This window comes from Streptomyces sp. NPDC026394, from assembly GCF_055567735.1.
Genome location: NZ_JBVHPX010000003.1, coordinates 356,402 through 369,785 on the forward strand (window position 1 = coordinate 356,402; position 13,384 = coordinate 369,785).

The window sequence follows — 13,384 nt, forward strand, 5'->3', positions numbered from 1 at the left end:
CTCGCCGGGGGCCTGCCGTCCCTCACGTGGCCTCTGCCGCCCTCGCCGGGGGCCTGCCGTCCCTCACGTTGGCCCCTGCCGCCCTCGCCGGACGCCCTGCGCCCTTCCCCAGCCCTGCCGACCCCGCCGAGTGACCAGCCGCCCCTCACAGATACTGCGCGTACTCGTCCAGCGTCCGCAGCACCTCCGCCTCCCCCGCCGACGGCAGCCCCACGACGACCTCCTCCAGCCCCAAGTCCCGCAGCCGCGCCAGTTTCCCGGCCGACGGCTGCACCGCGTACGGCACCACCACCGGCTCGCCGTCCCGGCCCGCGTCCGTCCACGCCTGCCGCAGGGCCGGCAGCGCCTCCGCCAGCCCCGCGCCGCCGATCGGCAGCCAGCCGTCCGCGTACTCCGCGATGCCCGCGAAGAGCCGCGGGCCCGGCGCGCCGCCGAGCAGCGTGCGCGGCGCGCCCTTGACCGGCTTCGGATGCGCCAGGCTGGCCCGTACCGAAGCGAAGCGCCCCTCGTACGCCGTCGGCTCCTCCGCCCACAGGGCGCGCATCAGCAGCATCCGTTCCCGCACCAGCGCGCGCCGCGAGGACCACTCGACCCCGTGGTCCGCCGCCTCCTCCACGTTCCAGCCGTACCCCACCCCGAACGTGAACCGCCCGCCCGAGAGGAAGTCCAGCGTGGCGACCTGCTTGGCCAGGGCGATCGGGTCGTGCTGAGCGACGAGGGTGACGCCGGTGGCGACCGTCAGCCGTTCGGTGACGGCGGCGGCCTGCCCCAGCGCCACGAACGGGTCGAGCGTGCGCCCGTACTCGCGGGGCAGCGGCTCACCCATGGGGGCGGGCGTGTCGCGGCTGGCCGGAATGTGCGTGTGCTCCGGGAGGTAGAGCCCGGCGAACCCGCGCTGCTCCAGCTCCCGGGCCAGCCGGTCGGGCCGGACGGTCTCGTCGGTCAGGAAGATGGTGGTCGAGATCCGCATACTGGGCGTACCTCCGCGTCGGTAGTGCTCCCTTCCTACCGCCGGGAAGGGGCAGCGTCCATGAGGCGCCGGTGCGGTGGCCGCGGAACACGCCACACGACGCGCCACACAGGAGCGTTTCCGGCCCGCCCCCTTCCCTTGCCCGTCCGTTCACGCCTCAATACGAGGGTTTCCGTACGCCGGTTCCGCCACGCCTCCCCGGGAGCGATGCCCCATGTGCGACGACGACAGACCCAGCGGCCCGCTCGGACGCCGCACCCTCCTGGTGACGGGAGCCGCCGCGGCGCTTACGTTGAACGGTGTGAGCTTCGCGGCAGCCGACAGCGACGGCCGGGCCGGTGCGACCACACGCAAGGTCACCGGGCGCCTCCCCGCCGGCTGCCCCGACTACGTCCACCTCCCCGTCGAAATCCCCGACGGTGTAAGCGAGATCGCCGTCTCCTACACCTACGACCGCCCCGCCACCCCACCCGGCACCGCGGGCAACGCCTGCGACATCGGCATCTTCGACGAACGCGGCACGGACCTCGGCGGACGCGGCTTCCGCGGCTGGTCGGGCGGCGCCCGTACGGAGTTCTTCCTCCGCGCCGACGACGCGACGCCCGGCTACCTCCCCGGCCCCCTCAACCCCGGGACCTGGTACATCGCCCTCGGCCCGTACACCGTGGCCCCGCAGGGCCTCACCTACGAAGTGACCATCACCCTCCACTACGGCTCCCCCGGCACCCCGCCTGTGCCCTCTTACCCTCCCCAACGCGCCGAAGGCCGCGGCCGTTCCTGGTACCGGGGCGACAACCACCTCCACTCCGTCCACTCCGACGGCAAGCGCACCCCCGCCCAGATCGCCGCCCTCGCCCGCGCCGCCGGCCTGGACTTCATCACCACCACCGAGCACAACACCACCTCCTCGCACCGGGCCTGGGAGGGCCTGTGGGGCGATGACCTGCTCATCCTCACCGGCGAAGAGGTCACCACGCGCAACGGCCACGTGGTGGCGATGGGCACCGACCCCGGTGTCTTCATCGACTGGCGCTACCGCGCCCGCGACGCCGTCTTCGACCGCTTCGCACGCCGCATCCACCGCGCGGGCGGCCTCGTCATCCCGGCCCACCCGCACGCCACCTGCATCGGCTGCAACTGGAAGTTCGGTTACGAAGAGGCCGACGCGGTCGAGGTCTGGAACGGCCCCTTCACCCTCGACGACGAGGTCGCCATCGCCGAGTGGGACAACGCCCTGGTGGCACACGCCCACGACCGGGGCCGCTTCCTCCCCGCCGTCGGCCACAGCGACGCCCACCGCGACCCGGACGTCATCGGCCTCCCCCAGACCGTCGTCCACGCCGACGCCCTCTCGCGACACGCCATCCTCGACGGCATCCGCAAGGGCCACGCCTACCTCGCCGAATCGTCCTCCCTCTCCCTCACCTTCACCGCCACCGGCCCCAAGGGCGAACACGCCACCATCGGCGACCGCCTCCCCGTACACGACTCGACCCCGGTCACCATCCGCCTCGCCGTCACCGGCGCCCCACCCGACAGCACCATCCGCTTCCTCACCGACCAGGGCCAACGCTTCACCACCCCCGCCACGGGAACCGCCACATGGCACACCACCCCGGCCAACGCCGCCTACGTACGCGCGGAGGTCCGCCACCCGACGACGACACCGGGGGCGCCGGGCCCGATGGCGGCCATGACGAATCCGATTTTCCTGGGCCAGAACTGACGCCGGCCATCACGCTCCCTCCTCAGGCCTCCGGTCCGGGAAGTAGCTCAGCAGGTGATCGGCGACGTGGGCGACGTAGCCGAGGTACGAGATGCTGCTGCCCGTATGGGTCCACGTCAGGGCCGTACGGGCACGCGCGACCGTGTCGCAGCCCCGGTCCCACTCCAGCGAGGTGCGGGGCAGCCGCCCTACACGCTCGTCGACCAGGGGGATCAGCTGGGACAGAATGGCCCGCACCTCACCCATCAGCCGCGCCGCGTCCTCCGTCGCCGAGCAGCTCCGCACCTGCGCCCTGATCGCGCCGATGGTGCGGCGCGCCGCCTCGAAGTCGACTCCCGCCGGCACCGCACCCGCCTGCTCCCGTGGCTCCATGTCCCTCACCGCTGCTTCCTCGTTACCCGGGTACCGGGCCACCTCGTCCGTGGTGCCCTGTCCTGCACGGAGACAACTCGGTGTGGCGCCCGCGCGGGTACCGTGGAAGGCGGGCAGGGACATGAAAGCCATGAATACTGCCGGGAGTTGAGCATGGCGACCAGTCGGCGCACACCGAACACCGGTCTCGCGCTCCTGCTCCGGCAGGCCACATGGACCGAGCAGCAGTTCGCCAACGCGGTGAACCGTGCGGGGACGGAAGCGGGTCTCACCCTCCGGTACGAGCAGTCGGCCGTCGCCCACTGGCTCTCCGGCACCATGCCGAGGCCCCAGGTCCGGCCCGTCGTCCTGGAAGCCCTGGCCAGGCGCCTCGGACGTCCCGTCACCCACGCCGAAGCCGGTTTCCCCACCCGGCCGGGCAGTGCGCCCCCGGCCGGGAGCGCAGCCGTCGAAGAACTCCTCGACCTGAGCCGCGACGACATGGACCCGTCCCGCAGGGGCGTCCTGCAAGCCGGCCTCTACTCGGCCGCCCTGGCCGTGCCGCTCTTCTCCGACCTCGCCGGACGCGCCGAAGCGGCGGCGCGTCCGGGCCGGACCGGCCGTGTCGGGGCGGCACAGGTCGAGACGGTCCGGGCGGTGACCGACCGGGTGGCGGACATCCTCGACGAGTTCGGGGGCCTGGCCTCGTCGGAGGCCGGCGGGGCGGTTTCGCCCGTTCTATTCCTCCACCACCATCACCGGCGTAGCCCGCGTCAGCACCTCACCCCGGAAGAACGCCGGGCTGCGCCGCCGCATCACCAGCATGAGGACGAAGCCGAGCAGGAGCAGGCCGACGCCGATGACGAAGACCGAGCCGACGCCGAGGACGGAGCTGCCGGAGCCGTAGGCCGGGTTCCACATGTCGAGGAGAGTCTTGGTGAAGACGGCGGTCAGGAGCAGGCCGCCGAGGGCCGGGAAGACGCCCTTGAAGAGCAGGTCGCGGGCGGAGCGGCGCAGTTCGCGGCGGAAGTACCAGGCGCAGGCGAAGGCCGTGATCGCGTAGTAGAAGCAGATCATGAGGCCGAGGGCGTAGATGGTGTCGACGAGGACGTTCTGGGAGAGGAAGGTCATGCCCGCGTAGAAGACGCCGGTGGCGATGCCCGCCGCGACGGTGGCGCGGCCCGGGGAGCGGAAGCGCGGGTGGATGCGGGCGAAGGACGGCGGCAGTGCCTCGTACGCGCTCATCGCCAGGACCGTGCGGGCCACCGGGATGAAGGTGGTCTGGAGGCTGGCGGCGGCGGAGGCGAGGACCGCGACGAAGAGGAGTACGCCGAGGACCGGGCCCATGACGGGGGTGGCGAGGGCGGCGAAGACGTTGTCGGCGGTGTCGGGGTTGCCCAGGCCGGGGCCTTCGGTGCCGACGCCGGAGTACATCTGGGCGGCGACGGCGGTCAGCAGGTACGAGCCGATGAGGACGAGCATGGCGAGGAGGGCGGCGCGGCCGGGGGTCTTGGCACTGCCGGCGGTCTCTTCGTTGACGGTCAGGCAGGCGTCCCAGCCCCAGAACATGAAGATCGAGAGGGACAGGCCCGCGGTGAAGGCGGAGAAGGACTGGACGGCGAAGGGGTTCAGCCAGCTCGTCGAGAAGTGGAGGGAGCCGGTGAAGGCGCCGGAGCCGGCCTTGGCGAAGGCCATGACCACGAAGACGGCCAGGACGGCCAGTTGGAGGCCGACCAGCGCGTACTGGACGCCTTTCGTGGCGGTCATGCCGCGGTAGCTGACGGCGGTGGCGAGGGCGATGAAGGCCAGGCACGTCAGGACGTGGGCGGCCTTGTTGCCGTCCAGGGCGGCGACGGCGTCGCTGCCGGTGAGTTCGCCGAGCAGGAGCCAGAAGAAGGAGGTGGCCACGCCGGCCAGGTTGGAGAGGACGATGATCGTGGCGATCACCAGTCCCCAACCGCACATCCAGCCGATGCGGGGGCCGAACGCCTTCACCGACCAGGTGAAGGACGTACCGCAGTCGGGTACGGCCTTGTTCAGCTCGCGGTAGGCGAAGGCGACCAGCAACATCGGCAGGAAACCGGCGAGGAAGACGGCCGGCATCTGGAGGCCGACCTCGCCGACGGTGGGGCCGAGGGTCGAGGTCAGGCAGTAGACGGGGGCGACGGTCGAGACGCCGATGACGGCGCTGCCGAGGAGGCCGACGGAGTTGCCGCTCAGGCCCTTGCCGCGGGTACCGCCGGTGCCGCCGACGGGCGTGTCACCAGCCGTGCCGGCGGCCCTCGTTACCGTGTCTCCGGCCGGGAGCCGGGGGTCTACCTGAAGCATGAACAGGACGTTAAGGGCTGCTGTTTCCGCATCGGGGGGCTGGAGATCGACCCCTGAGTGCCGCCGTTTTCCTCGCTTAGCGAGGTGCGAATCGGGCATCGGTCGCGGTTTACAAGGTCGACTGCGCGTTACGAGCGGTAACTTGAAGGTCGTACCGTCGAGTTCCGGACTGCGGGAACCGCACCCCCGCCCGATTCGTCCCGTTTCAAAATTTTCCCGCACCGTCCCGCACCGGCCTCACCCCGGCCACACCACCGCCTGCGTCTCGCTGTACGCGTGCAGCGCGTACGAGCCGACATCGCGCCCCACCCCGCTCCGCTTGAAGCCGCCGAACGGCGCCTCCATGTTCCGGCCGACCGTGTTGACACCGACGCCGCCCGCCCGCAGCCGCCCCGCCACCCGGAACGCGCGCGCAACGTCGCCGGACCACACGTAGTCCAGCAGGCCGTAGTCGGTGTCGTCGGCGAGCGCGACGGCCTCCTCCTCGTCGGTGAACGGGAGGACGACGATCACCGGGCCGAAGATCTCTTCGCGTACGACGCGCATGGTGGGGGCGCAGTCGGTGAAGAGGGTGGGGGCCACGTAGAAGCCGCGGGGCAGGGGTGGGCGCTCGCCGCCCGTGACCAGGCGGGCGCCTTCCTTCCTGCCCAGTTCGACGTACGACTCGACGCGGTCGCGGTGCGCGGCGGAGATCACCGGGCCGACGACGGTGTCCGCCGAGGCCGGGTCGCCGACCTTCAGCCGGCCGGCGTACGCGGCCAGCCGCTCCACCAGCCGGTCGTGGATGCCCCGCTGGGCCAGCACGCGCGTCGGCGCCGTACAGATCTGTCCGCTGTAGAAGGAGTACGTGGTGCCGATGCCGGCGACGGCCGCGTCCAGGTCGGCGTCGTCGAAGACCAGCGCGGCGCCCTTCCCGCCCAACTCCATGAGCTGGCGTTTCATGCCGCGTCCGCACACTTCGGCGATGCGCTGCCCGACGGCCGTGGAGCCGGTGAAGCTGACCATGTCCACGTCCGGGGCGTCCACCGCGGCCTCGCCGATCGCCGGGTCCGTGCCGGTCACGAGGTTGACGACGCCCGGTGGCGCACCGCCCTCGTCCAGCGCCTCCTGAAGCGCCTCGGCGAGGCGGTGGACGGAGAGCGGGTCCTGCGGGGCGGGCTTGATCACGACGGTGTTGCCCATGGCCAGGGCGGGCGCGATCTTGCCTGCCGGGTTGGCCCAGGGGTTGTTGTACGAGGTGACGCAGGTGACGACGCCGACGGGGCGGCGCACCGCGAGCGCGCCGAGGACGGCGGCCTTCCCGAACGGGCCCGCCTCGTTGATCTGCGGGGGCAAGGGGGTTTCCACCGGCTCCAGCGCTCCGCGCGCGTACCGCCTGAGGCGGGCGACGGCGACGCCCACCTGCATCGCGCGGGCGGTGCCGGCCGTCGCCCCGGTCTCCGCCTGCGCGAGCCGGGCGTACGGGCCGATGTGGCGCGCCAGGATCTCGGCGGCGCGCTCCAGCACCCGTGCCCGGGTCCCGGGCGCCGTGCGCGACCAGGGCCCGAACGCCTCGCGCGCCGCGCGGGCCGCCTCGTACACCTGGTCACGGCCCGCCTCCGCCGCCAGCCCGACGGTCTCCTCGGTCGCCGGGTCGATGACCTCGTAGTGACCCCGCTCCGGCGCGGTCCACTCGCCGCCGATCAGCAGCCGCTCATATCGCGATTCGGCCGCCCCGCCGGAAGCGCTCACCGCGTCCGCACCGTCTCGGTGTCCCGCCCCGACCGCAGCACCTTCCCCGGTACCGCCCCGGTCACCGCGCCGTCCCGTACCGTTTCGACGCCGTTGACCCGTACGCTCACGATCCCGGCGGCCTCCGAGTCCAGTCGCGGGCTGTCCCCGGGCAGGTCGTGCACCAGCCGGGCCGGGCCCGCGTCGATCCGTTCCGGGTCGAAGAGGACCAGGTCGGCGTGGTGGCCGACGGCGATCCGGCCACGGTCGCGCAGTCCGAAGAGCCGGGCCGGGTCGTCGGTCAGCATCCGTACGGCCGTCTCCAGCCCCGCCAGCTTCCGGCCGCGCAGACAGTCGCCGAGGAACCGCGTCGTGTACGGGGCGCCGCACATGCGGTCCAGGTGGGCGCCCGCGTCGGAGCCGCCCAGCATGACGTCCTCGTGCTGCCAGGTGCGCTGCCGCAGGGCCCAGCTTTCCGGGTCGTTGTCGGTCGGCATCGGCCACAGGACGGTGCGCAGCCCGTCCTCGGCGCAGATGTCGACCAGGGTGTGGAAGGGGTCCTGGCCGCGTTCGGCGGCGATGTCGCCGACCACCCGGCCGGAGAGTCCCTGGTTCGCGGCGGAGTACGTGTCACCGATGACGTACCGGGCGAAGTCGGTCAGCCGCCGGAAGACGCCCGCCTCCTTGCTCGCCGCGCGCCGCAGCATCTCCTCCCGTACGGCCGGGTCGCGCAGCCGCGCGATGCGCTCCGGTACGGGCAGGGCGAGGACGTCGCCCCAGCCGGGGATGAGGTTGAGGGCGCAGAAGGTGCCCAGCGACATGTTCATGGGGGTGAGGATCGGCATGGTGAGGGCGACGATCCGGCCGCCCGCCTTACGGGCGCGCTCGCTCGCCTCCAGTTGCCGGGGCACGCGTTCGGGTACGGCCGCGTCGATGGTCAGCACGTTCCAGTTCAGGGGGCGCCCGGCGGCGGCCGACATCTCGACGAGCAGGTCGATCTCCTCGTCCGCGAACTGGTCGAGGCAGCCGGCGACGATGGCCTCGAGCTGGGTGCCCTCGTGGTCGGCGACCGCGCGGGACAGGGCGAGCAGTTCGGCGGGGCGGGCGTGGCGGGAGGCGACCGGTTGGCCGTCGCCGTCCGTGTGGGTGGCGGACTGGGTGGTGGACAGGCCCCAGGCGCCCGCGTCCATCGCGTCGTGGAACAGCCGCAGCATCGCGTCGAGCTGGGCCGCGGTGGGCTGTCCGCCGACGGCGTCGGGACCCACGACGTGGCGGCGCAGGGCGCAGTGGCCGACCATGAAGCCCGCGTTGACGGCGGTCCGGCCGTCCAGCGCGTCCAGGTACTCGCCGAAGGTGGACCAGTTCCACGGCGCGCCCTGCTCCAGCGCCGCCAGCGACATGCCCTCGACGCGGCTCATCATGCGGCGCGTGTAGTCGGCGTCGCCGGGGCGGTCCGGGTTGAGCGGGGCGAGGGTGAAGCCGCAGTTGCCGCCCACGACGGTGGTGACGCCGTGGTGCATGGAGGGGGTGGCGTACGGGTCCCAGAAGAGCTGGGCGTCGTAGTGGGTGTGCGGGTCGACGAAGCCGGGGGTGAGGACGAGGCCGTGGGCGTCCTCGGTGGTCCCGGCGGGGTCGGTGATGCTGCCGATGGCGGTGATGCGGCCGTGCTGGACGGCGAGGTCGGCCCGGTAGGCGGGGGCGCCGGTGCCGTCGACGATCGTGGCGCCCTTGATCAGGTGGTCGAGCATCCCCGGGTGCCCCTCTCCCTCAGGCGTCCGGTCCGGCGGCGCCCTGCCGGAAGCGGGCGGTCCGGTGCACCGGGTCGGTGTCGATCTTCGGGATCACGTGCTCGCCGATGAGGCGGATGGTGGTGAGGGTGTCCTCGGGCGAGACGCCGATGGGCAGGCCGAAGGAGAGCTGGTCGGCGCCGGCCTGTTCCCAGCGCTTGCACTGCCGGAAGACCTCGTCGGGGTCGCCGCAGATCATCAGCTCCTCGGCGATCAGCAGCTCGATGATCTCCTCGGTGTACTCGGGCAGCAGCTCGGGCCACTCCGGGATTCCCTCGGGGCGCGGGAACGTGTCGTGGTAGCGGAACAGCAGCGACTGGAGGTAGTTCAGCCCGCCGCCCACCGCGATCTCCACGGCCTTCCGGTGCGTCTCGGCGCAGATGGCGGTGGAGGTCACCATGACGTTGTCGTTGACGTACGCGCCGACCGGTTCGGCCTGCTCGACGGCCGTCTTGTACGACTCGACGACCCACTCCATGTCGGCGACCTTCTGCACGCTGAAGCCCAGTACACCCAGGCCCTTCTTCCCCGCCATCGCGTACGAGGACGGCGAGCCGGCCGCGTACCACATCGGCGGGTGCGCGGCCCCGTACGGCTTGGGCAGCACCTTCCGGGGCGGCAGTTGCCAGTGCTTCCCCTGGAACCCCTGGTACTCGTCCTGGAGCCACATCTTCGGGAACTCGGCGATGGTCTCTTCCCACAGCTCCTTGGTGTGGTTCATGTCCGTCACGCCCGGCATGAACCCGAGGATCTCGTGGCTGCCCGCGCCGCGCCCGGTGCCGAACTCGAAGCGGCCCCCGGAGAGGTGGTCGAGCATGGCGGCCTTCTCGGCGACCTTGACGGGGTGGTTGACCGGGGCGAGCGGGTTGAAGATGCCGGAGCCGAGGTGGATGCGCTCGGTGGCGTGGGCGAGGTAGCCCAGGTAGACGTCGTTGGCGGAGAGGTGGGAGTACTCCTCCAGGAAGTGGTGTTCGGAGGCCCACGCGTACTTGAACCCGGACCGGTCGGCCTGGATGACGTACTCGGTCTCCTCCATCAGTGCGTGGTGCTCTGCCTCGGGGTCGACCTCCGCCCGCGCGGCGGGCACATATCCCTGTACGAACAGCCCGAATTCCAAGGGGGTTCACCGTCCCTCGTCCGCCCTGGCGCCACCACCTGACGCCTCGTCAGATCGGGTCCGACTCTCGCACCGGGCATCCGGAGCGTCAATACCTGACGGGCCATCAGGTACGGCACGGACAGGGCCGTGGTACGGACTTCGGAGGCACCGTACGCACCTCAGTACAGGCTGATGCCGGACAGCCAGCCGCCGTCGATGACGAACGGCTGCCCCGTGATGTACGAGGAGTCGTCGCACGACAGGAACAGCGCCAGCCGGGCCACCTCCTCCGGCCGGCCGATCCGCCCGAGGGGGACGGCCTTCGCATAGAACGCGTCCGGTTCCCGCGCGGAGGTGTCGGAGGCGCCCCCCGGTCCCCGCTCCGGCCGGGTCATCGGGGTGTCGACGGCCCCCGGACACATCGCGTTGACCCGGATGCCCCGGCCCGCCAGCTCCATCGCCGCCACCCGCGTCATGCCGACCACCGCGGCCTTGGACGCCGCGTACGCGGTCAGGTACGCCATGCCGGACAGCGCGGCGTACGAGGCGGTGTTCACGACGGTGCCGCCGCCGGCCGCCGTCAGCTCCGGGACCACCGCCCGCATCCCGAGGAACGTGCCGACCTGGTTGACCTGCACCACCTCCTGGAACTCGGCGAGCGGGGTGGCGGCCAGCTCGTTGAAGCGCAGGATTCCGGCGTTGTTGACCAGCCCGTCGACCGTGCCGAACGCCTCTCCGGCGGCCCGGACCGCCGCTTCCCAGTCCGCCTCCCGGCGCACGTCCAGGTGTACGTACCGGGCGTCGTCCCCCAGCTCCGCCGCCAGCGCCTCCCCCGGGCCGTCCAGCACGTCGCCCAGCACCACGCGGGCGCCCTCCGCGACGAAGAGCCGCGCCTCCTGCTCACCCTGGCCGCGTGCGGCGCCGGTGATGACGACGACCCGGCCGTCCAGCTTCCCCATGTGCACCGGTCCCTCCGCGAGCGCCGTGCGTCTCAGCAGTCGAAGTGCGGGGCCACCCCGGTGGCGAACGCCGCCATCTGGTCGGACAGTTCGGTGCGGCTCCGGCTGCGGAACCGGACCTGGATCTGCCGCACCCCCATCGCCTGGTACGCGCGCAGGGACTCCGCCAGCCGCTCGGGCGGCCCGGTGAGGGTGCGCCGGCCGGTGTCCCACGCGGGCTCGCCGACGTACAGCGGCTCGGTGATGGCGCCGGCCTCGGCGGGCGTGCTGATCCCGGCTTCCGCCCGCAGCCGCCGCAGCTTGGCGAGCTGCGCCGGGAGCTGGTCCCTGCGGTCGCCCTGCGGCAGCCAGCCGTCGCCGCGTACGGCCGCTCTGCGGACGGCGGCGGGCGAGGAGCCGCCCACCCAGACCGGCGGGCGCGGCGTCTGTACGGGGCGGGGGCGCTGTCCCAGTCCGGCGAAGGCGCATCGTTTCCCTTGGTAGGCGGGGAACTCTTCCGGTCCCAGCGCCGCCTTCAGCGCGTCGATGGCTTCGTCCAGCAGGGCGCCGCGCCGCGTGAAGTCCACGCCGAGGGCGTCGAACTCTTCCGGTACGTGCCCGGCGCCGACCCCGAGGATCAGCCGCCCGCCCGAGAGGTGGTCCAGGGTCGCGTACTGCTTGGCGCTGACCAGCGGGTGCTTGAGGGCGGCCAGCGCGATGTGGCTGAGCAGCCGGACGCGGGTGGTGGCAGCCGCCAGGTAGGCGAGGGTGGCGACCGGGTCGTACCAGACCGTGCTCATGGCCGCGGCCAGCCGGCGCGGTATGCCGATGTGCTCGCAGCAGGCGATGTAGGCGAAGCCGTGGCGGTCGGCGGTGCGGGCGATCTCCACGAGGTCGGCGGGGCCGGCCGCGGCCTCCCACGGTTCCGTGTAGAGGGTGCTCTGCGACTGGACGGGGAGCTGGATGCCGTAGGCCAGCTTCCCGTCGGGCAGCACCCGCACCGCGTCGTCCGTACTGCCGGTGCTGTCGGTGCGTGTGCCGCTGTGTGTGCCGCTTCCCGTAGCGCTGTCCACGTCCGCGTCCACCCCCGGGCGCTCGGCCGACGGCCCGTCGTCGTCGGCTGGGGGTCATGGTGTGGGCTGACGGCCCGTCAGGCAAGGGGGTGGGCGCTGGTGGCGGGCGTCAGGGCCGGAGGTGCGCGGGGAGCGAGCAGGCCGCGGTGCCGCCGGGCATGCGGTGGCGGTTGTCGGCGACCAGGCGGTAGACGGCGTGGGCGGCCTGGCGGAACGGCGGCAGGGTCAGCAGCGCACCGGGGACGGCCCACCGGCCGCGCGCACTCATCAGCAGCTTGGCGACCGCCTGCGCGCCGCCGTACACGGTTCCCGCCGGGGTGATCCAGAGCAGCTCGCGCTCGGCCCGCCCCTGGGTGACGCCGAGCGCCTCCAGGTCGGTGAACTGCCAGGCCGAGACGGTACAGCGGGGGTGGATGCGGCGTTCGGCGAAGCGCACGCAGGTGGTGCAGAAGCCGCAGTCCCCGTCGTAGACGAGTACAGGTCGGTTGGTCATGGCTCCATCATGCCGGGGCGCCGGCGGCGGTCCGGCGGCGCCCCGGACGGCGCTCCCCTCAGCCCGCGGCCGCCCCGATCCGCTCCCCTTCGTCCGCCGCCGCCCGCAGCAGCAGGTCGGCCAGCTCGCCGGGGCGCGAGAGCATGGGCCAGTGCCCGGTGTCGAGGTCGAAGAAGCCGACCCGGGGGTCGGCGAGCGCCGCGAAGGCCGGGTCGCCGGTGGCCACCAGGGCGCGGACGGCCGCGGTACTGGTGACGTTCTTCGTGCAGAAGATGCCGGTCGTGGGCAGCCCGGCCGTCGCGCCGGTCAGCCGGACCGGCTGGGTGAGGGTGGCCAGCGGCTGTGGCGCGGCGAGGCGGGCCAGCCGGTCCAGGCCGTCCTTGGAGATGCCGTCCAGGCTGCCCCAGATCTCCGTCTCGTCGAACGCGGGCGGGGGCAGGCGCCAGCCGTCGCCGTGTTCCTGGGCGCGGCGCCGCAGCCGTTCCCGTACGGCCGGGTCGGGCAGCGAGTCCAGGACGGCGGCGCCGTCGCGGGGCAGGCCGGCGTCCACGAACACGAGGCGGGCGATGCGCTCCGGGGCGCGGTCGGCGGCGGCCAGCGCCGGGTAGCTGCCGTAGCAGTGCGCGACCAGTACGGTCTCGCCCGCCTCGTGCGGCTCCCCCGCGCCCACGTGGTCCAGTACCTGCACCACGTCCTCGACATGGGTGTTCAGATCGGTGCCGGGGCCTGACAGGTGGCGGCGGTCCCCCATCCCGGTCAAGGTCACCGGATGCGCCCGGTGTCCCGCCGCGCGCAGGTGGTCCGCCACCTCCCGCCAGATCCATCCTCCGGTGTACCCGCCCGACACCAGCACGAACGTCATCATGTGTGTCACCTCCACTCGTCCCATCGTGACCGCAAGGCGGCCCG

At 72.7% G+C, this 13,384-nt stretch carries 11 protein-coding genes; 1 reads left to right on the forward strand and 10 read right to left on the reverse strand.

Going from position 1 to position 13,384, the window contains the following annotated elements:
- Positions 1–145: 145 nt before the first annotated feature.
- Positions 146–970 carry a TIGR03619 family F420-dependent LLM class oxidoreductase gene (locus ACZ4QV_RS09945; protein WP_361149465.1) on the reverse strand — a complete coding sequence of 275 codons (825 nt, stop codon included), beginning with the start codon at positions 968–970 and terminating at the stop codon, positions 146–148.
- A gap of 214 nt (positions 971–1,184) precedes the next feature.
- On the opposite strand from ACZ4QV_RS09945, the gene ACZ4QV_RS09950 reads away from it, so the two are divergent.
- On the forward strand, positions 1,185–2,696 hold the full coding sequence (locus tag ACZ4QV_RS09950) for a CehA/McbA family metallohydrolase (protein WP_467762754.1): 1,512 nt from the start codon (positions 1,185–1,187) through the stop codon (positions 2,694–2,696).
- 9 nt (positions 2,697–2,705) lie between these two features.
- Here the strand turns inward: ACZ4QV_RS09950 and ACZ4QV_RS09955 are convergent, their stop codons facing one another.
- The 9 genes from ACZ4QV_RS09955 to ACZ4QV_RS09995 all read right to left on the reverse strand — a co-directional run bounded on the left by ACZ4QV_RS09955 (position 2,706) and on the right by ACZ4QV_RS09995 (position 13,355).
- A complete protein-coding gene (locus ACZ4QV_RS09955) occupies positions 2,706–3,077 on the reverse strand; it encodes a DUF6415 family natural product biosynthesis protein (RefSeq protein ID WP_467762755.1) in 372 nt (123 codons plus the stop codon).
- 708 nt (positions 3,078–3,785) lie between these two features.
- Positions 3,786–5,375, reverse strand: a complete 1,590-nt coding sequence (locus ACZ4QV_RS09960) for an APC family permease (protein ID WP_467762756.1) — start codon at positions 5,373–5,375, stop codon at positions 3,786–3,788.
- Positions 5,376–5,612: 237 nt separating this feature from the next.
- On the reverse strand, positions 5,613–7,106 hold the full coding sequence (locus tag ACZ4QV_RS09965) for an aldehyde dehydrogenase family protein (protein WP_361149457.1): 1,494 nt from the start codon (positions 7,104–7,106) through the stop codon (positions 5,613–5,615).
- Complete coding sequence (locus ACZ4QV_RS09970) at positions 7,103–8,833, reverse strand: N-acyl-D-amino-acid deacylase family protein (RefSeq protein ID WP_467762757.1); 1,731 nt, start codon at positions 8,831–8,833, stop codon at positions 7,103–7,105. Before ACZ4QV_RS09970 ends, ACZ4QV_RS09965 begins: the two co-directional genes overlap by 4 nt.
- A 19-nt stretch (positions 8,834–8,852) precedes the next feature.
- On the reverse strand, positions 8,853–9,989 hold the full coding sequence (locus tag ACZ4QV_RS09975; RefSeq protein ID WP_361149451.1) for an LLM class flavin-dependent oxidoreductase: 1,137 nt from the start codon (positions 9,987–9,989) through the stop codon (positions 8,853–8,855).
- Between the two features lie 161 nt (positions 9,990–10,150).
- Complete coding sequence (locus tag ACZ4QV_RS09980; RefSeq protein WP_361587406.1) at positions 10,151–10,930, reverse strand: SDR family NAD(P)-dependent oxidoreductase; 780 nt, start codon at positions 10,928–10,930, stop codon at positions 10,151–10,153.
- Between the two features lie 32 nt (positions 10,931–10,962).
- Positions 10,963–11,910: a TIGR03619 family F420-dependent LLM class oxidoreductase gene (locus ACZ4QV_RS09985; RefSeq protein WP_361587538.1), complete on the reverse strand. Its 948-nt coding sequence runs from the start codon at positions 11,908–11,910 to the stop codon at positions 10,963–10,965.
- Between the two features lie 181 nt (positions 11,911–12,091).
- Complete coding sequence (locus tag ACZ4QV_RS09990; protein ID WP_361149446.1) at positions 12,092–12,475, reverse strand: thiol-disulfide oxidoreductase DCC family protein; 384 nt, start codon at positions 12,473–12,475, stop codon at positions 12,092–12,094.
- 58 nt (positions 12,476–12,533) lie between these two features.
- Positions 12,534–13,355: an alpha/beta fold hydrolase gene (locus tag ACZ4QV_RS09995; RefSeq protein ID WP_361587404.1), complete on the reverse strand. Its 822-nt coding sequence runs from the start codon at positions 13,353–13,355 to the stop codon at positions 12,534–12,536.
- Positions 13,356–13,384: the final 29 nt, after the last annotated feature.

Excerpts from the sequence above, each read along its gene's own strand:
- ACZ4QV_RS09970 (WP_467762757.1), bottom strand. The coding sequence starts at position 8,833 with ATGCTCGACCACCTGATCAAGGGCGCCACGATCGTCGACGGCACCGGC.
- ACZ4QV_RS09990 (WP_361149446.1), bottom strand. The coding sequence starts at position 12,475 with ATGACCAACCGACCTGTACTCGTCTACGACGGGGACTGCGGCTTCTGC.
- ACZ4QV_RS09945 (WP_361149465.1), bottom strand. The coding sequence starts at position 970 with ATGCGGATCTCGACCACCATCTTCCTGACCGACGAGACCGTCCGGCCC.
- ACZ4QV_RS09960 (WP_467762756.1), bottom strand. The coding sequence starts at position 5,375 with ATGCTTCAGGTAGACCCCCGGCTCCCGGCCGGAGACACGGTAACGAGG.
- ACZ4QV_RS09950 (WP_467762754.1), top strand. The coding sequence starts at position 1,185 with ATGTGCGACGACGACAGACCCAGCGGCCCGCTCGGACGCCGCACCCTC.
- ACZ4QV_RS09980 (WP_361587406.1), bottom strand. The coding sequence starts at position 10,930 with ATGGGGAAGCTGGACGGCCGGGTCGTCGTCATCACCGGCGCCGCACGC.